This is a genomic window from Maricaulis sp. ABE4_448, assembly GCF_056160825.1.
In genome coordinates this window covers 40316-58904 of sequence record NZ_JBSWXX010000002.1, presented here as the reverse complement: position 1 = coordinate 58904, position 18589 = coordinate 40316, and the positions used below count along the sequence as shown (strand labels likewise).

Here is an 18589-nt window from a genome sequence, read left to right as displayed (position 1 = left end):
TCAGCAAAAGACAAGGATTGCCTTAACGCCGTGGGAAACATTGCAGATATGCACATCGCGGGCGTCGACGAGGCTGGCCGGGGGCCGCTGGCGGGGCCTGTCGTGACGGCCGCCGTCGTCCTCGACCCGGCGCGGCCGATCACCGGGCTGGGCGATTCCAAGGCGTTGACGGCCCGCCGCCGTGAGGCGCTGGCCCGTGAGATCCACGCGAAGGCCTGGGTGGGGATCGGCATTGCCGAACCGGCCGAGATCGACCGGTTGAATATCCTTCACGCCACGATGACGGCCATGGCACGGGCCGTTGCGCGCCTGCCGGTCAAGCCTGTCCGGGTACTCATCGACGGCAATCGCGTGCCCGACGACCTGCCCTGCCCGGCCGAGGCTATCGTGAAAGGCGATGCCCGTGAGCCGGCGATCGGCGCGGCCTCGATCATTGCAAAGACGCTGCGCGATGCCCTGATGGAAAAAGCCGCCCGGCGCTTTCCCGGCTACGGCTTGGAGGGACACAAGGGCTATCCCAGCAAGGCCCACCGTGAGGCCCTGATGGCCCTCGGCCCCTGCCCGATCCACAGAATGAGTTATGCACCGGTGCGCGAAGCCCTGCGAATCACGCAGTTTTCCCCAGATGCGCACGGCTGTGGAAAACTTGATTGATGCTTAACGGCCCGTTAGCCATAGACGCGGGAAAACTTCCCCTCGCAAGAACGAGTGGAGTGGCGTGTCATGGCAGAGTCCCGGATCGACCAGATTCTCGAGGGAGAATGCGTGGAAGTGATGAAGTCGCTTCCCGATGCGAGCGTCGACCTGGTGTTCGCCGACCCGCCCTATAATCTCCAGCTCGGCGGCGACCTGCACCGCCCCGACAATTCCAAAGTGTCCGCCGTCGACAACGACTGGGACCAGATCGGCGGGTTCGACGAGTACGACCTGTTCACCTGGGGCTGGATGGAAGAGGCGCGCCGCGTCCTCAAACCCAATGGCGCCATCTGGGTGATCGGCAGCTATCACAATATCTTCCGTGTCGGCGGCATTCTCCAGGATGCCGGCTTCTGGGTGCTCAACGACATCATCTGGCGCAAATCCAACCCGATGCCGAACTTCAAGGGCACGCGCTTTACCAATGCGCACGAGACCCTGATCTGGGCTGCCAAGTCCAAGGAAGCCCGCCCGACCTTCAACTATGCCGCCATGAAGGCCTTGAACGACGGTGTGCAGATGCGCTCCGACTGGACGCTGCCGATCTGTTCCGGCGCCGAGCGCCTGAAAGGTGCGGACGGCAAGAAGGCGCATCCAACACAAAAGCCCGAGGCGCTGCTGCACCGGGTCCTGCTGTCGACCACCAATCCCGGCGATGTCGTGCTCGATCCCTTCTTCGGCACCGGCACGACCGGCGCCGCCGCCAAACGCCTCGGCCGGCATTTCATCGGCATTGAACGCGATGCGGAGTATCTTGAAGTGGCCCGCGCGCGGCTGGACGCCATTACGCCCGCCTCGAGCGAAGCGCTCAGCGTCACCCAGTCCAAACGCGCCCAGCCGCGGATCCCGTTCGGCGCCCTGGTCGAACGCGGCCTCGTAAAGCCCGGCGACACCCTCTACTGCCCCAAGGGCCGTCATTCAGCGCGTGTGCGGGCCGATGGCACACTGATCGCCGGCGACCGCGCCGGTTCCATCCACCAGGTCGGCGCCCAGCTGCAAAGCGCCCCGTCCTGCAATGGCTGGACCTACTGGCATGTGCGCACCAAGCAGGGCCTCGCCCCGATCGACATCCTGCGCGCCGAAGTCCGCGCGACGCTGGACGGCTGAGTTCTCCCCACAGCGCTCTGTTTTCCCCGGCCCGCTCCACTTCCCCCGGCCCCCGTGCCGGGGCCCGGTTGAGCCTCCGCCTGAAACGCCGCCAGACCCCGGAATAAATCCGGGGAAAGCGGCTCGCTGTCTTTCTTCCCCACCGTGTGGGGAAGTGGGCCGCGGCGTTAGCCGCGGGTCGAAGGGGCCGGCGCGGAGCGCCGGGAGGCGGTGGAGCCTGTCGCTGACACACCGCCGCTGGCGCGGCGCCCCTCCGTCTCGCCGCCTGGCGGCGATCCACCTCCCCATTCCATGGGGAGGAAAGGCTCCCAGCACGAAACCCTCCACGGGCTTGCGCCCTGGAGCGATGAGAGGGGTGCGGGATGCACGGCGGACATCGTGTCCGGACTTGAAGGTTTGGTGGTGATGCCCGAGGCATCCCGCACGCGGAGATTTACCCGGTCCCTTGCGGGACCGTCTCGAAACCTGCAGGCACGGGCCGGTCGAGCTTTTTGCCGGTGTCCCCGCAGATGGCCACGCCGGAGCCTGATGCTGTCACCCACCAGGCGCGGACGAGCTCCGCACGCTCCCGGGCACAAGGGACTGAGCTCATGCCTCCCATCCCGGAAACCGCTGACGAGCATACGCCCAGTTGAACGGGCGGGGATAAATCTCCCAAACCGCCTCCACAAACCGTCATCCTGACGAAAGTCAGGACCCAGATCGTAAAGCGGAATTTCGGCTAACGCGGCTCAAGTCGAATGTGGGCGATGTGCGGGATAAGTGCGAGATCGCGGCCATCCAGATCTATGAACTGGGCCCTGACTTTCGTCAGGGTGACGGTGAAATGTGAGCCGCCAGCTCTTTCTTCTCCCACTCGATCTTTCCCGGATGAAGGCCTGCGCAGCCAGGCCGCAGATCCGGGACCGACCGAAGATCACTTCAAGCGATGAGCTTCCGGTAGATCCCGGCACTTCGCCCGGCTTTCGCCGGGCTTTCAGCCGAGAAAATGCGGAGGGCTATTTGGTGGATGGTCGCCACTTCAGCCCCCTCCCCACCCTGGAAAAGAGCCTCAGCGCCTCAGCTTCACCACCTTGCGCATGACGCTGGGCAAGGCCTCTTCATCCAACCTGTCCTCGGCGGCCCAGTAGCCGTCTTCCGGTTGCCAGTCCGGGGCGGGGGCGCTTTCGCGCACGTCGAGCCGGAGTTCGAAATGGGTGAAGACGTGGCGCACCTCGCCGCGCGAGACCCAGTCGGCCTTGAAGGGCGGCGCCTCCTCCGGCGGGACCTCTGCCCAGACCGTCGAGGGCACTTCGACCATGCCGCCGAGCAGGCCCTTGTCGGGCCGCCGGCGCAGCCAGAGTCCCTGCTCGCCCCTGACCAGCCAGGCGGTACCAAGGCGCACCGGTTTGGGCTTTTTCTTTTCCTTCAGCGGATAGCGCGTCATGTCGCCTTCCGCGCGGGCCGCACAGGCAAAGGCCCAGGGACAGGCGGCACAGTCCGGCGTCCGCGGAGCACAGACCGTTGCGCCCAGATCCATGATCGCCTGGGCATAGTCGCCCGGCCGGTCCGTTGAGGCGATGGCACCGGCCAGGCGGCGGATCTCCGGTTTGGCCTTGGGCAAGGGTGCCTGCACCCGGTAGAGCCGCGTGATCACGCGCTCGACATTACCGTCGACAACGCTGGCCGGTTTGTCGAAAGCGGCGGCCAGAATGGCATTCGCCGTGTACTCGCCCACCCCAGGCAGGGCTTTCAGCCCGTCCAGCGTATCGGGGAATGCACCGCCCAGCACCTCGGCAACGTGGATGGCGCAGGCATGCAGGTTTCTCGCCCGGGCATAATAGCCGAGCCCCGCCCATTCCCGCATTACGTGCTCGCGGGGCGCGGCAGCCAGGTCTTCCACCCGCGGCCAGAGATCAAGAAAGCGGAACCAGTAGGGCGTTGCGTGCGGCACCGTGGTCTGCTGCAGCATGATTTCCGACAGCCAGATCGCATAGGGATCGGCGACGCGGCCGGCCGCGCGGTCTTCCGGACGGATCCGCCAGGGCAGTGTCCGGCCTTCCCGGTCATACCAGTCCAGCAGCGCCGAACGCAGGCGGGCGATATCCTGTCGCGGGGAAAGGGATGCGCTCATCGAAACCTTCAGGACTTGCAGGCGGGCTGCTTCACGGCGAGAGTGCGCAGCATGAAGCGCAAACCGACCTCGTCAACACTGGAAGCCGCAGCCAGCGCCTATATCGGCAGCCGCCGCGGCCGGCGGGCCATCCAGCCCGCGCCCTCCGCGGGGCGGGCGGCCGAACGGGTGCTGAAACCCCTGACCCGGCAGTTCGGCATCGGGGTTGAGCAATTGCGCGAGCACTGGCCGGAAATCGTCGGCAAGCGCCTGGCCGACTGGAGCACGCCGAAAACCGTACAGCGCAGCGGCGGTATCAGCACGCTGGTGATCGAGGCGCGCGGTCCGGCGGGGGCGGTCCTGCAGGCAGAGAGCCGCCGGATTCTCGAGCGCATCCGCACCCATTCCGGCGACCGGGCCCCGACCCGCCTGCGCGTCGTGCAGGGACAGGCCAGCCGCGCCGCCGATGCCCCCGCGACGAGCGTGAAAAAACCGCAATCTTCATCACACACCGGCGAGACAGAGGCGACAACGCCGGAAGCGCGGCTATTGTCGGCACTCGACCGGTTTTCCCGCGCGATTCACCGCCGGGACGAGCCGTAGCATCCAGGCGTTTCCCGGGGGACACATGACACTGACACGACGCTTCTTCACCGCCACTGCCCTGGCGGCAGCTACAGCCCTGTCGGCCTGCGGCAATTCTTCGGACAACCCTGGCGGCAGCGCGATAGCCGAAACCGGCCGCAGCCTCGGTTCGGCGGATGCGCCGGTGACGATGACGGAATATTCCTCGGTCGCCTGCGGCCATTGTGCCCGCTTCCATGATGAAGTGTATCCGGCGCTGGAGCCCTATATCGAGGCCGGCCAGATGCGCGTGGTACTGCACGAGATGCTGAACGGCCCGCCGCAATTCGCCGTCGCCGGCTTTTCGCTGGCACATTGCGTTCCCGAAGAGCGCTATTTCGACACGATCGACGTGCTGTTTCAGCAGCAGCAGGCGATTTTCGACACCGCCCGCAGCGGTGGCAATGTCCGCGCCCGCTATGTGACGATCGCCCGGTCGATGGGACTGAGCGAAGCTCAGTTCGATGCCTGCCTGAACGATACGGAGATCAATAGCGCCATTGTCGCCTCGCACGAGGCCGCGATGGCCAGCGGTGTGACGCTGACCCCTAGTTTTGCCTTCAATGGCGAGCGTCTGGAGGCACGCACTGCGCCGGGGGCGTCCCAGGCGACCTATTTCCTCGGCGGCGAACAGGTAATGATCGACGGCGCCCCCCTGCCCGCCCGCCAGGACGGGGAGACGTTTTCGAGCCTGATCGACCATCTTCTGGCACAAGCCGCCGGCGGTTGATCCTGACAAGCGCTGATCAAATCTGAGCGAGGCGGTGGCAACAGCCCCGCCTGAGCGGTTAAGCTGCGGCGAGACCGCACGGGACAGAGCCGTCCCGGCTATAGGCAATTTCTCGGGGAGTGCCCTTTCGATGAACCTGACACGACGTGTGTTTTCCGCAGCCGCCCTGACGGCAAGCCTTGTCCTGGGTGCCTGCGGTGGCGGCGACGCGCCCGGAGAGGGCCAGTCCCGCTATGAGCGCGCCAGCGATCGCGGCATGGGCAATGCTGACGCAGCCGTGACGATGATCGAATATTCCTCTGTGGCCTGCCCGCACTGCGCGGCCTTCCATGAGGAAGTCTTCCCGGCGATCAAGGAAAACTACATCGAGACCGGACGCATGCGCTATGTGCTGCGCGAGATGATCACCGGCTCGCCGCAATTCGCCATTGCCGGCTTCTCGCTCGCCCATTGCGTGCCCGAGGAGCGCTATTTCGACATGGTCGACCTGCTCTTTCGCCAGCAGCGCGCCATCTTTCAGGCCGCCCAGACCCAGGGCAGTGCGCGTGGCCAGTATCTCGCGATCGCCCGCTCGATGGGACTGAGCGAGCAGGACTTCATCGCCTGCCTCAATAATGAGGAGATCAACCAGTCCATCGTCGCCGCGCATGACCGCGCGATCGCTGACGGTGTGGACGGTACGCCGCGCTTCATCTTCAACGGCCGCATGCTGGAAGCGCGCCGCGCGCCGGGCGCGACAGAATACACCTATTTCCTCGACGGCGAGCAGGTCGTCATCGATGGCGAGCCGCTGCCGGGCCTTGCCGATGCGGAAACCTTCACCCGCCTTATCGACCACCTTCTTGCGCAAGCCGGCGAGACTGCCGAATGACCGGTCTTCTCAACCGTATCGCTGGCGGGCTGGCGCTCCTTCTGTTTGCCGCCCCGGCAGCACTGGGCCAGCATCCCGGCCAGGCCGAAACCGCCGACGATCACGCGCTGGGCGATCCCGAAGCGCCGCTGCTGATCGTGGAATATGCCTCCTTTGCCTGCCCGCACTGCGCCCATTTCCAGGAAGCCGTGTGGCCGATGGTGAAGGAGGAGTTCGTCGATACCGGCCGGGTGCGTTGGGTTTTCCGGCCCATGTTGACCAATCCGGTCCAGCTCGCCGCAGCCAGCACCATCCTCGCCGAATGCGCACCGGAAGACCGTTTCTTCGATGCCGTCGACCTGCTGTTCGCCGAACAGCAGAGCCTGTTCGAGACCGCGCGCGAGGGCGGCGATGTGCTGGGTGTCTATAACCGGATTGCCGGCGCTGTCGGTCTCACGCCGGAAGCCTTCATGGGTTGCCTGCAGGACCCGGCGATGAATGAGGCGCTCAATGCGTCTGCCCAGCAGTCGGTCGAGTACGAAATCCCCGGCACGCCGGCCTTCCTGGTGGGCGGCGATGTGCTGATGGGCACCAATCGCGGGGAAGGTCTGCTCTTCTACTATGGTGACGAACCCCTTATTCTCAATGGGGAAAGGGCTCCCGGCCAAATGAGCGAAGACTCCTTCCGCCGAATCATCCTTCACTTCCTGAACGAGTCCGATTCGGAAAACTAGAATCGCATCAGGAAAGCGCCGCAATCCTCCGCTACAAGAGTGGGCAGGCGGTGCAATGGAGGTCGGGTGAAGTTCACACAGCTGAGGCTGGCCGGATTCAAATCCTTCGTCGATCCCACGGATTTACGGATCGATCCGGGCCTTACAGGCGTGATCGGACCCAACGGTTGCGGTAAATCCAACCTGCTTGAAGCCCTGCGCTGGGTTATGGGCGCCACCTCGGCCAAATCGCTGCGCGGCGATGGCATGGAAGACGTGATCTTCGCCGGCACCGACGCCCGGCCCTCGCGCAATCATGCCGAGGTCGTGCTCACTGTCGACAATGAGGACAAGCTCGCCCCGGCGCGCTTCAACGATGCCGACAGCCTCGAGATCACCCGCCGCATCACGCGCGGGGCCGGCTCGGCCTACAAGATCAATGGCGAGGAAGTGCGCGCCAAGGACGTCCAGCTCCTCTTCATGGATGCAGGCACCGGTGCCAATTCGCCGGCCCTTGTCCGCCAGGGTCAGATCTCCGAACTCATTGCCGCCAAGCCGCAGAACCGCCGCCGCATCCTGGAAGAAGCGGCCGGCGTGTCCGGACTGCGGGCGCGCCGGCACGAGGCCGAGCTGCGGCTGAAAGGCGCCGAAGCCAATCTGGACCGGCTGCAGGAGGTGATCGACGACATCTCCTCCCGCCATGGTTCCCTGCAACGCCAGGCCCGCCAGGCCTCACGCTACCGCCAGCTCTCCGCCTCGATCCGCGCGCTGGAAGCCGCCGTCTGGCTCAATCGCTGGCGCGAAGCGGCGACTGCAGTGGATACCGCCGAGGCGGACCTGACCGACAAGCGCGACGCCGCCGAGACCGCCACCCGCGCCGCGGCCGAAGCCCGCACCCAGGCGGAAGTCCTGGCGGCGGCCCGAGAGCCTGCCCGCCAGGCCGAAGCCGAAGCCGCAGCAGCCCTGCGCCGCCTGGAACGCGAACGCGATCTGCTGGAGCGCGACGCCGCCGAGATCGAACGCACCATCGAACGCCTGGAAGCGCGCCTGGACGAACTCGCCTCGGCCACCAGCCGCGAACGGCAGATCGTCGAGGATGCCCAGGCCAGCCGTGATGAGGCGGCCAAGGCCATCGCCGGCCTCGACGCCGAAATCGAGCGCGAGAGCGCCAATCTGGACGCCGCACGCGCAGCCGCCGAGACCACCGAGGAACAGCGCCTCGCCGCCGAGGCCGAGCTGGACGAACGCGCCCGCGAAGCCGCCGACAAGCGGGCTGCCATCGAGACCGCCCGCCGCGATCTGGGCCGGTTCGAGACGCGGCTGGAACAGATCGCCCGCGAGATCCATGGCGCCAGTGACGAGCGCGAACGGCTGGAAGCCTCGCCCGCTCTGCACCAGCTTGAGACCGCACAAATCGATGCCGAACAGGCCGAGACCGCCCTTACCGAGGCGCGCGCCCGGCTGGAAACGGCCGAAACCGAGCGCCAGGCGGCCGACGCTGCGCTGGAGACCGCCGCAGAGACCTGGCGCGACATGGCCTCCGCCCGCGACGGGCTGGAGCGGGAAGCCCAGGCGCTGGAGCGCCTGCTCGCCGCGTCGATGCAGGAAACCGTGTCGCCGGCGCTGGACGCCGTGCGTGCCCGGCCGGGCTATGAGCAGGCGCTGGCGGCTGCACTGGGCGACGATCTGGAAGCGTCGCTCGATCCGGCGGCATCACGCCACTGGTCGGAAGCCGGCGTGAAGGCCGAGATGCTGCCGGGCGGCTGCGTGCCCCTGTCCGATCATGTCGAAGCGCCCAAGGCGCTGAAGGCACGGCTGGATGCGATCGGTGTGATCAAACCGGAAAAGGCCGCCGAGGCGGCTGCGAAACTGAAGCCGGGCCAGCGTCTGGTCACGCGTGACGGCGATCTGTGGCGCTGGGACGGGCTGGTCGCCCGCGCCGACGCGCCGTCCGCCGCCGTTGCGCGTCTGGAAAACCGCAATCGCCTGGAGGCCGTCCGCGCCGAGCTGGAAGACACGGCCGAAGCTCACGAATCAGCCCGTACGGCTGAGGCCGCCGCTCGCACGGCCGCGGAAACCGCCCGTGCCGGCGAACAGTCGGCCCGCGCCGCAATCAGTCCGGCCGACCGGGCAGCCCGCGATGCCCTCGCCCGGGTCTCCTCCCTGCGCGAGAAGAGCGCCCAGGATGCCGCCCGGGCCACGGCGCTCAAGGAACGGATCGACCGGCTGACGGCCGAACAGGCCGAAACCCAGTCCGGCCGCGAGGCCGCGCAGGCCCTTCTGGAAGAGGCTGAAGCCAGCGATGGCGATACCGAGGCTCTGGACGCGGCCCGCGAGGCTGCCGACGAGGCGCGCCAGACTGCGGCCGACGCGCGCGCCCGGCTCGACGGTGTGCGCCGCGAAGGCGAGCTGCGCCGTCAACGCCGCATGGGTTTCAAGCGCGATCATGACGCCTGGGCAGAGCGCTGCAAGGCGGCCGAAGCCCGTATTGCCGATATCGAGAGCCAGTCGGCAGACGCCGGCAAGGCGCTCCACGAGGCGCGGGCAAAACCCGAAGTGCTGCAGGAAAAGATTCTCGCCCTGACCGGCAAGGTGCAGGCCGCCGAGCGGGCCGCGGAAGACGCCCGTGAAGCGGCCTCGACCACCGAAGGCCAGGTGAAGGAAGCCGACAGCGCCGCCCGCCAGGCCGAGGCCGCCGCCTCTGCCGCACGCGAAGGCCGCGCCGCCGCCGAGGCGCGCCTCACCGGGGCCAAGGAACGGCTTGACGAGACGACGGAGCGCCTGCAGGACGCGACTGGCGAGGCACCGGGCACGCTGTCCAAACGGGTCGACGAAGACGAGATCTCCGAACTGACCCCTGCCGAGCTGGAACGCCGTCTGGACGAGGCCCGCCAGGGCCGCGAGCGGCTGGGCGCCGTCAATCTGCGCGCCGATGAGGAAGCCGAGGAACTCAGCCAGCGCATGGAAGAGATGACGCGCGAGCGGGATGATCTGATCGAGGCGATCGCGCGCCTGCGCAAGGCGGTCGACGAGCTGTCCCGCGAGGGCCGGGCCCGCCTGCTGGAAGCCTTCGATATTGTCGACGGACATTTCCGCAATCTCTTCTCCACCCTGTTCGAGGGCGGCCATGCCGAACTGCGCCTGACCGAGAGCGACGATCCGCTGGAAGCTGGCCTGGAGATCATGGCCTGCCCGCCGGGCAAGAAGATGGAGAACATGTCGCTGATGTCCGGCGGTGAGCAGGCGCTGACAGCCTCGGCGCTGATCTTCGCGGTCTTCCTGTCCAATCCGGCGCCAGTCTGCGTGCTCGACGAGGTCGATGCACCTCTGGATGACGCCAATGTCGACCGCTATTGCCGCATGCTGGCCGAAATGCGCCGGCTGACCGAGACACGTTTCCTGGTGATCACCCATAATGCGCTGACCATGTCGCGCATGGACCGGCTCTACGGCGTGACCATGGCCGAACGCGGTGTTTCCCAGCTCGTCTCGGTCGACCTGGTGAGCGCGGAACAACTCATCGCCGCCGAATAGGTATTTCACCCTTCTATTTCAGCAGGTTAAATCGCCTGCACCCTTGCTTGACTTGCCGGGGGGCCGTGGATAGTGTGCGCGCGCCTGCGGGGGGCTTTTCTTCCGTTGGCGGACCGGACAGTCATGTCACGCAAAGACGAAAGCCCGCGCGACCCATCCAAAGCCGATCTGGACTCTCTGCAGCAGCGCATTGATGCGCGGCGCGAGAAGTACAGACCGGAACCGGATAACGCCCAGCGATCTGCCTGGCAGCTGGGAATGCGCTACGGGTCAGAATTCTTTGGCGGGGTGCTGGTCGGCGGAGGTCTGGGCTTTGCCCTGGACCATTTCGCCGGCATTTCGCCCTGGGGGCTGATTGCCGGAACGATGTTTGGGTTTGCAGCCGGTACGCTGAATGTCGTAAGGGCTGCGCAGGAAATCAGTTCGGAGTCGCAGGAGCGCTAGGCGCACCGGGCTCTGCCGGAAGAATCGCGGCCCTGGCCGCATTAGCGATTGAAGAGAGGCCGGGCGTGGCAGACACCAACCCGATCAAGCAGTTCGAAGTTCACGAGCTGGTTCCGTTCGAAGCTTTCGGCCTGAATCTGGCCTTCACCAATTCCAGCTTCTTCATGATGCTGACGACGGTCCTCACCGTTGCGCTGTTCACGCTGGCCATGTCCAGCCGCGCCCTGGTGCCGAACCGCGCCCAGTCGGTGGCCGAGATCATCTACGGCTTTGTGGCGGACATGCTGCGCTCGACCGCCGGTCCTGACGCGCTGCGCTTTTTCCCGTTCGTCTTTACGCTCTTCATCTTCATTCTGGTCGCCAACATGCTGGGCATGTTCCCGTACTTCCCGGGACCGGGCCTGCACTCCTTTACCATCACCAGCCACCTGATCGTGACCGTGGCCCTGGCGATGCTGGTCTGGCTGACCGTCATTATCTATGGCGTGTTCAAGAACGGTCCGAAATTCCTCAAACTGTTCGTACCGTCCGGCGTCCCGGGCTACATCCTGCCCTTCGTGTCGCTGATCGAGGTAATCTCCTTTATCTCGCGTCCGATCAGCCACTCGGTGCGTCTGTTCGCCAACATGCTGGCCGGCCACATCCTGCTGAAAGTCTTCGCAGGTTTCATCGTGATGCTCGGCGCCGGTCTCGGCGTGGGCGGCTATGTCCTCGGCATCGCGCCGTTCGCGATGACGCTGGGCCTGACGGCGCTGGAGTTCCTGGTCGCCTTCCTGCAGGCTTACGTGTTCGCCATCCTGACCTGCATCTACCTTTCCGACGCTCTGCACCCGGGTCACTAGACCGCAGACGTCACAGTCCAACCCAACCAACTGCCAGACATATCCTCGAAGGAGTTTTCAAATGGAAGAAATGGGCAAATACATCGGCGCCGGTCTCGCTTGCCTCGGCATGCTGGGTGCTGCTGTCGGCGTGGGCAACATCTTTGGTTCCTTCCTGCAGGGTGCCATGCGCAACCCGTCTGCGGCTCAGTCGCAGTTCGGCAACCTGATCTTCGGCTTCGCCGTGACGGAAGCGCTGGGCATCTTCTCCCTGCTGGTCGCGCTGATCCTGCTGTTCGTGGCCTAAATCATACCGGAGGCGGCCGGCTCATCCGGATCCGGCCGCTCCCGTTTCTGCTCCACCTTTCCAAGGGAGCCCGCGTCCCATGACGCATGCACCGCATTCTGATGTCGCACAGCACGCGGCCGAAGCAGCGCACGGCGCTGCGGAAGCTGTGTTCCCGCCGTTCGACCCGACCTATTTTGCGTCCCAGCTCTTCTGGCTGGCGATCTTCTTCGTGATTCTCTACATCGCGCTCGATCGCTTTATCCTGCCGAAGATCAAGACGACGATCGAAGACCGTCGCGACCGTATCGCCGACGATCTCGATGCTGCTGCCCAGGCCAAGGCCGATGCCGAAGCCGCGGGTGAAGCCTATGAGAAGGCGCTGGCCGAAGCGCGTGCCAAGGCGCACGTGATTGCGGCCGACACGCGCAAGGCGCTCGATGCCGAGATCGCCAAGGAGACGGCTGAAGTGGAGGCCGAGCTGGCCTCCAAGCAGGACGCCTCCGAGGCAGCCATCCGCAAGGCCAAGGACAAGGCGTTCGCCGAAGTCCGCGGTATCGCGGCGACCGCTACGGCGGCCGCTGTCGAAGCGCTGGCGGGTGTCGAGATCACCGAAGCCGATGCCGGCAAGACGGTGGACGGCCTGATCAAGGCGAAGGAGGCATAAGATGACCCTGTTCGCTGAAGACGCCGCTCACGGCTCAAGCCACGGCCCGGCCCTGTTCTCGGGTGAGTGGTTCGCGGCCCAGCCGTCCGATCCGACCTTCTACGCCTTCCTGGCCTTCATCGCCTTCTTTGCGGTGCTGGGTTATTTCGGCGTCCACAAGACCATCGCCAAGACGCTGGACGACCGCGCCGACGCGATCAAGTCGGAGCTGGAAGAAGCCAAGCGCCTGCGTGAGGAAGCCCAGGAAATGCTGGCCTCCTATCAGCGCAAGCAGCGTGAAGCCGAGGCCGAGGCCGAGGCCATTGTCGCCCAGGCCAAGACAGAGGCGAAGACGCTGAAGGCGGAAGCGCGCAAGGACATGACCGAGCGCCTGGAACGCCGCACGGCGCTTGCCGAGCAACGTATCGCCCAGGCCGAGGCCCACGCCGCTGCCGAGGTGAAGGCCGCGGCCGCCGAGCTGGCGGCCAGTGCGGCCGAGGAAATCCTCAAGACCAAGCTGAAGAAGACCGATCTGAACAAGATCGTCGATGCCGACATCAAGGCCGTTGGCGAACAGCTCAACTAGGCTCTCTTTGGATTTCGAGATTGCAAAGCCCGCGGGTTTCCCGCGGGCTTTTTCTTGGTCGCGCACCAAAACCGGACATATTTGTCCTTTTAACCCCACGAAACCACTTTATAGGACATTTTTGTCCTGTTATTGACAAACCGGATAAAAGGACATATTTGTCCGCTTATTGTTTCAGTTTGCGATTAGAGGACAATTATGGCCGCTCTGGATGATACTGACACGGGCCCGATCTCCAGTCTGCTGGAGCAATTGGGCCTCAGGATCGAAGCCTACCGGATATCGCGGCAGTTGAAGCAGGAAGAGCTGGCCGAAAGAGCCGGTATTTCCGCACGCACGCTGCGCCGGCTGGAGGCCGACGGGAACGGCACGCTGGATACATTCGCCCGCCTGCTTCGCGCCCTCGATCTCGACCATCGCCTGCTGGATGTCATCCCCGACGCTACAGTGAGCCCGCTCGACACGAGACGCACACCTCAGCGGCAGCGGGTGCGCGATCGTGCCGACGAGCCCGCCGTGACGGATACGCCCTGGACCTGGGGCGACGAGACTGACGGAACATGACGCGCGCCGACGTGATCCTGTGGGGCCGCCGGATCGGCGCCGTGCTGTGGGACGACCGGCGGCAGATCGGTACGTTCGAATACGTTCCCGCCTTTACCCGTTCGGGGATCGAGGTCGCGCCGCTCACCATGCCGCTGCGCACGGGCGTGTTCGAATTCCCTGCCCTGCCTCGCGATACGTTCAAGGGCCTGCCCGGCCTGCTGGCCGACAGCCTGCCGGACAAGTTCGGCAATCTGCTGATCGACCGCTGGCTCGCCGAACAGGGTCGCGCCCCGGGCGATTTCGATCCGGTTGAGCGGCTTTGCTATACCGGCCGGCGCGGCATGGGCGCACTGGAATTCGAGCCGTCCAGCGCTGCCCCGTCCGGCCGCGGCCGGCCGCTCGCGATCGACGCGCTCGTCGAACTGGCCGACCGGATGACTTCCAGCCGCCTGGAGGTGAAAGGCCGGCTCACCGGGACAGACGATCACCGGGTGATGGAAGACATCCTGCGCGTCGGCACCTCGGCCGGCGGCGCGCGTGCGAAGGCCGTGCTGGCCTGGAACCGGGAAAGCGGGGCGTTCCGCTCGGGCCAACTCGACCTGCCGGACGGATTTGAACACTGGCTGTTGAAGTTCGACGGGGTCAGTGGCAATGCCGACAAGGAGATCGCCGATCCGCAAGGCTATGGCCGGCTGGAATACGCCTGTTACCGCTTGGCCGTGGATGCCGGGATCGAGATGAGCGAATGCCGGTTGCATGAGGAAGGCGGGCGCGCCCACTTCATGACACGGCGCTTCGATCGCACGCCGGGCGGCGGCAAGCTGCACATGCAGTCGCTGGGGGCTATGCGCCATTTCGACTACAACCAGCCACGTGCCTACGCCTATGAGCAGGCCATCGAGACCCTGCGCCTGCTCGGTCTGGGCCGCTCGGCGATGGAGCAGATGGTGCGCCGGGCGCTCCTCAACATCGTCATCCGCAACCAGGACGACCATGTGAAGAATATCGCCTTCCTGATGGACAAGGCCGGCAACTGGTCACTCGCACCGGCCTTCGACGTCGTCTACGCCTATAATCCCGACGGGGCCTGGACATCTGAGCACCAGATGTCGCTCGCCGGCAAGACCGACGGTTTCACGCTCGCAGATCTCGTCGAGTTCGGCCGCTATGCAGACCTTAAACCGGCACAGCTGCGCGGCATGCTGGACGATGTCCTGCAGGCCGCAGCCCGCTGGAAGGGCTATGCCGACGAGGCCGGTATCCCGCACGATCTCTCGCGCCGGGCGCACACTGGTTTCAGACTGAAATTCGAATGACGGGCGGCGGAACTACTCCGCCGGCTCCTTCTCGCCGAAGGCGAAGCGGACACGTTTCCACACCCAGGGGAAGCGGCGCAGCGTGTTGGTGATGTAGGTGTGCAGCGTCTTCGACGCGGCTGCCACCAGCACCAGACCGAGCAGGCCCATCGGCAGGCCGATCGGGATGAAGGGCGTCAGGAAGCCCAGAGGGATGGCAAGCGCCATCAGCGCCAGCCCGACAGCGACGCAGACGGTACGGATGATCAGCACGACAACCGCGCCGAAAGCATTCCGTTGAGCCCATCCGTTGAGGGATTCATTCATCGCCGTGACCATCTTCCAACCCGTCCCGTTCGTGGGGTGCCGCGTGAGGGAGGGACACCCATCGGGACAGACAACACTAAACGCGTAAACATGACCCCAATGCGAGACAAAAAAGCCGAAATTCAGGCAGCGGCCCGGAGTCAGCAGCGGGTTGTTGCATATGCGCACCGGTTCTCACACCGGGGCGGCATTTCCTTGGCGGCTTGGTATCTTGCCACATGTTGCAGCGCACACTGCCCGGCGAAACCGTCTGAGCCGTGGCTGCAGGCATAAAATAGTAACGCCCCCGCCGGATGTCAGCGGGGGCGTCGGTGTTTTTTCAGCGCGAGCCCTCCACCAGGGAAGGGCCGCGACATTCTGCCACGGGGCTGCGGCTACTCCGCGGCAGCGGCCGCGCCACTGTCCGGCGTCCAGCGCAGCACGGGCTGGCGGGCCGCACGGGTCTCGTCCAGACGCTTGGTCGGGGCGTGGACCGGCGCCGCCAGGAAACGGTCGCTTTCGCCGGAGGTCGCCGCGAGGGCCAGTGCCTCGAGCACGTCGACGAAGCGGTCAAGCCCGCCCTTCGATTCGGTCTCGGTCGGCTCGATCAGCATGGCACCGTGAACGACCAGCGGGAAATACATGGTCATTGGGTGATAACCCTCGTCGATCATCGCCTTGGCGAAATCGAGCGTGGAGACGCCGGTGTCCTTGAGGAAACGGTCGTCGAACAGGGCTTCATGCATGCAGCTGCCCTCAAAGGCCGGCGTCATCACATGTTTCAGCCGGGCGAGGATGTAGTTGGCGTTGAGCACCGCATCCTCGGCAACACGCTTGAGACCGTCCGAGCCATGGCTCATCATGTAGGTCAGCGCGCGGGTGAACATGCCCATCTGGCCATGGAAGGCCGCCATCCGGCCAAAGGGCTCGCCCTCGGCTTCGTCCGCGTGCTCGACCATTTTCCAGGTCTCGCCATCCTTGACGACATAGGGCACCGGCGCGAAGGCCGCGAGCGCGTCCGAAAGCACGGTCGGACCTGAACCCGGACCGCCCCCGCCGTGCGGCGTGGAGAAGGTCTTGTGCAGGTTGATATGCATCGCATCGACGCCGAGATCGCCAGGACGCACCCGTCCGACAATGGCGTTGAAGTTTGCCCCGTCGCAGTAAAAATAGCCGCCCGCCTCATGGATCAGGTCGGCGATCTCGCGGATATCCCGCTCGAACAGGCCACACGTATTGGGGTTGGTCAGCATGATGCCGGCAACATCATCGCCCAACTTGGCCTTGAAGGCCTCCATGTCGACCCGTCCGGTCTTGTCCGCGGGGATTTCGTCGACGGAGAAACCACACTGCACGGCAGTGGCCGGATTGGTGCCATGGGCACTTTCCGGCACCAGCACGCGGCGGCGGTGGGTCTGCCCGTCGGCATCCAGCTTGGCGCGAATCGCCATCATGCCGCAGAACTCGCCATGGGCGCCGGCCTTCGGCGACAGCGCCACGGCGGGCATGTTGGTCAGCGTCATCAGCCAGTGGGCCAGCTCGCCCATCAGCTCATAGGCGCCCTGCACGGTCGAGGCCGGCTGCAGCGGGTGCACATCGGCAAAGCCCGGCAGGCGGGCGATCTTCTCGTTGAGCCGCGGATTGTGCTTCATCGTGCACGAGCCGAGCGGGTAGAGACCCAGATCGATGGCGTAATTCTTCCGCGACAGGCGCACATAATGGCGCATGGTTTCCGGCTCGGCGAGACCCGGCAGGCCGATCTGGCCCTGGCGTTCCAGACCGCCCAGGCGGGATGCGGTACCCCGGGGCTCCGGCAGGTCGACGCCGCAATGCTCCAGATTGCCGCGCTCGAAGATCAGCGGTTCGGCCTGGTCGAGACCGCGGCTGCCCGAGATGGTGTCGGCATAACCGCCGGTCTGGATATTTTCGGCCATGCGGGTGGGACGGCCTTGCGTGTTCATGCCCATCTTAAAGTACTCCGCGCAGCGCTTTTTCGAAGGCGATGAGATCGCCATCCGTATTGGTTTCCGTGGCCGCCACGATCAGCAGGTCCTCGAACTTGCCGGGATAGAGCCGGCTGGCAGGAACGCCCCCGAGCACGCCGATCCTGGCCAGATCATCGACCACCTGTGCTGCCGGTCTGGGCAGGCGCAGGGTGAATTCGTTGAAGAAAGTGTCGGTGACCAGTTCCACACCCTCGATCGCCGAGAGCCGGTCGGCCAGGGCGCAGGCCATCTCGTGATTGAGACGGGCCAGCGTGGTGATGCCGCGCTCGCCCAGCAGGGTCATGTGGATGGTCCAGGCCAGCGAGCACAGGCCGGAATTGGTGCAGATGTTCGAGGTCGCCTTGTCGCGGCGAATATGCTGTTCGCGCGTCGACAGGGTGAGCACATAGCCCCGGCGGCCATCGGCATCGACGGTCTCGCCCGCCAGGCGGCCGGGCATCTGGCGGATGAAGCGGCGATCGTCCTTGCAGGCGAAGAGGCCGACATAGGGTCCGCCGAAATTCAGGCCGACCCCGATCGACTGACCCTCGCCCACAGCGATATCGGCACCCATGGCACCAGGGCTCTCGACGAGACCCAGCGAGACACATTCGGTGAAGGCGGCAATCACCAGCGCACCCTTTTCATGGGCGGCTTCGGACAGGGCCCGCAGATCGTGCAGGCGGCCGAACACGTCCGGCGTCTGGACGACGACACAGGCGGTCTCATCATCGATGGCCGCCATCACGGCGGACAGGTCGGCGACATCCGGATCGGTAACCGAAATCTCCACATCGGAGTATTTCGCCAGCGTTTTGGACGCTTCCACATAGTGCGGGTGCACGCCGCCAGCCATCACGGCCTTGTTCCGGCGCGTCACACGGGCGGCCATCATCACCGCCTCGGCGCAGGCCGTCGAGCCGTCATACATGGAGGCATTGGCCACATCCATGCCGGTCAGGAGCGCGACCTGGGTCTGGAATTCGAACAGGGTCTGCAGCGTGCCCTGGGAGATTTCCGGCTGGTACGGCGTATAGGCCGTCAGGAATTCGGAGCGCTGGATCAGGTGATCCACCGTCGCCGGGATGTGGTGCTTGTAGGCGCCGGCTCCCACGAAGAAGGGCGCCTGGCCGGCCGAAATATTCTTCGACGCCATGGCGCCGAGCGCCCGTTCGACCTGCAGTTCGCCCTGCTTGGTGGGCAGGTCGATCAGCCCGTCCAGCCGCGCCGCTTCGGGCACGTCCTGGAACAGATCGTCGATGGAAGCGACGCCGATGGCCTCGAGCATCGCCTTGCGATCGGTATCGGTATGGGGGAGGTAACGCATC

18 protein-coding genes are annotated in these 18589 nt (G+C 65.4%); 14 read left to right on the top strand and 4 right to left on the bottom strand.

The window, feature by feature from the left end; all coding sequences use genetic code 11:
• Positions 1-48: 48 nt before the first annotated feature.
• Positions 49-654: a ribonuclease HII gene (gene rnhB, locus ACXAJV_RS06755; protein WP_475083436.1), complete on the top strand. Its 606-nt coding sequence runs from the start codon at positions 49-51 to the stop codon at positions 652-654.
• Between the two features lie 69 nt (positions 655-723).
• Positions 724-1803, top strand: coding sequence for a DNA methyltransferase (locus ACXAJV_RS06750; RefSeq protein ID WP_475083434.1), 1080 nt, complete (start codon positions 724-726; stop codon positions 1801-1803).
• Between the two features lie 1051 nt (positions 1804-2854).
• Here the strand turns inward: ACXAJV_RS06750 and ACXAJV_RS06745 are convergent.
• Positions 2855-3916 carry an A/G-specific adenine glycosylase gene (locus ACXAJV_RS06745; protein ID WP_475083432.1) on the bottom strand — a complete coding sequence of 354 codons (1062 nt, stop codon included), beginning with the start codon at positions 3914-3916 and terminating at the stop codon, positions 2855-2857.
• A gap of 51 nt (positions 3917-3967) precedes the next feature.
• Between ACXAJV_RS06745 and ACXAJV_RS06740 the strand changes: the two genes are divergently transcribed.
• The 12 genes from ACXAJV_RS06740 to ACXAJV_RS06685 all read left to right on the top strand — a co-directional run bounded on the left by ACXAJV_RS06740 (position 3968) and on the right by ACXAJV_RS06685 (position 14991).
• Positions 3968-4498, top strand: coding sequence for a DciA family protein (locus tag ACXAJV_RS06740; RefSeq protein ID WP_475083430.1), 531 nt, complete (start codon positions 3968-3970; stop codon positions 4496-4498).
• Between the two features lie 25 nt (positions 4499-4523).
• The gene (locus ACXAJV_RS06735) at positions 4524-5249 is read left to right on the top strand and encodes a thioredoxin domain-containing protein (protein ID WP_475083428.1); all 726 of its coding nucleotides are present in this window, start codon (positions 4524-4526) and stop codon (positions 5247-5249) included.
• Between the two features lie 130 nt (positions 5250-5379).
• On the top strand, positions 5380-6120 hold the full coding sequence (locus ACXAJV_RS06730; RefSeq protein WP_475083427.1) for a thioredoxin domain-containing protein: 741 nt from the start codon (positions 5380-5382) through the stop codon (positions 6118-6120).
• A complete protein-coding gene (locus ACXAJV_RS06725; protein ID WP_475083425.1) occupies positions 6117-6833 on the top strand; it encodes a DsbA family protein in 717 nt (238 codons plus the stop codon). The genes ACXAJV_RS06730 and ACXAJV_RS06725 overlap by 4 nt, the downstream gene beginning before the upstream one ends.
• A gap of 66 nt (positions 6834-6899) precedes the next feature.
• Positions 6900-10346, top strand: coding sequence for a chromosome segregation protein SMC (gene smc, locus ACXAJV_RS06720; RefSeq protein ID WP_475083422.1), 3447 nt, complete (start codon positions 6900-6902; stop codon positions 10344-10346).
• Between the two features lie 123 nt (positions 10347-10469).
• Positions 10470-10790, top strand: a complete 321-nt coding sequence (locus ACXAJV_RS06715; RefSeq protein ID WP_348509197.1) for an AtpZ/AtpI family protein — start codon at positions 10470-10472, stop codon at positions 10788-10790.
• A gap of 65 nt (positions 10791-10855) precedes the next feature.
• Positions 10856-11632 carry a F0F1 ATP synthase subunit A gene (locus tag ACXAJV_RS06710; protein ID WP_475083419.1) on the top strand — a complete coding sequence of 259 codons (777 nt, stop codon included), beginning with the start codon at positions 10856-10858 and terminating at the stop codon, positions 11630-11632.
• Positions 11633-11693: 61 nt separating this feature from the next.
• Positions 11694-11918 (top strand): F0F1 ATP synthase subunit C, encoded by a 225-nt coding sequence (locus ACXAJV_RS06705; RefSeq protein WP_203294954.1) that lies wholly within the window; start codon positions 11694-11696, stop codon positions 11916-11918.
• Positions 11919-11997: 79 nt separating this feature from the next.
• The gene (locus ACXAJV_RS06700) at positions 11998-12564 is read left to right on the top strand and encodes a F0F1 ATP synthase subunit B family protein (protein ID WP_475083417.1); all 567 of its coding nucleotides are present in this window, start codon (positions 11998-12000) and stop codon (positions 12562-12564) included.
• A 1-nt stretch (position 12565) separates the two neighbouring features.
• The gene (locus tag ACXAJV_RS06695; RefSeq protein WP_475083414.1) at positions 12566-13129 is read left to right on the top strand and encodes a F0F1 ATP synthase subunit B family protein; all 564 of its coding nucleotides are present in this window, start codon (positions 12566-12568) and stop codon (positions 13127-13129) included.
• Positions 13130-13327: 198 nt separating this feature from the next.
• Entirely contained in the window at positions 13328-13693 is a 366-nt protein-coding gene (locus tag ACXAJV_RS06690) for a helix-turn-helix domain-containing protein (RefSeq protein WP_475083412.1), read from the top strand.
• Positions 13690-14991, top strand: coding sequence for a type II toxin-antitoxin system HipA family toxin (locus ACXAJV_RS06685; RefSeq protein ID WP_475083409.1), 1302 nt, complete (start codon positions 13690-13692; stop codon positions 14989-14991). Before ACXAJV_RS06690 ends, ACXAJV_RS06685 begins: the two co-directional genes overlap by 4 nt.
• 12 nt (positions 14992-15003) lie before the next feature.
• Here the strand turns inward: ACXAJV_RS06685 and ACXAJV_RS06680 are convergent, their stop codons facing one another.
• The 3 genes from ACXAJV_RS06680 to gcvPA form a co-directional block, all read right to left on the bottom strand.
• Positions 15004-15297, bottom strand: coding sequence for a hypothetical protein (locus ACXAJV_RS06680; RefSeq protein WP_475083407.1), 294 nt, complete (start codon positions 15295-15297; stop codon positions 15004-15006).
• 374 nt (positions 15298-15671) lie between these two features.
• Positions 15672-17243, bottom strand: coding sequence for an aminomethyl-transferring glycine dehydrogenase subunit GcvPB (gene gcvPB, locus ACXAJV_RS06675; RefSeq protein ID WP_475083405.1), 1572 nt, complete (start codon positions 17241-17243; stop codon positions 15672-15674).
• Between the two features lies 1 nt (position 17244).
• Positions 17245-18588, bottom strand: coding sequence for an aminomethyl-transferring glycine dehydrogenase subunit GcvPA (gene gcvPA / locus ACXAJV_RS06670; RefSeq protein WP_475083404.1), 1344 nt, complete (start codon positions 18586-18588; stop codon positions 17245-17247).
• Position 18589 lies beyond the last annotated feature (1 nt).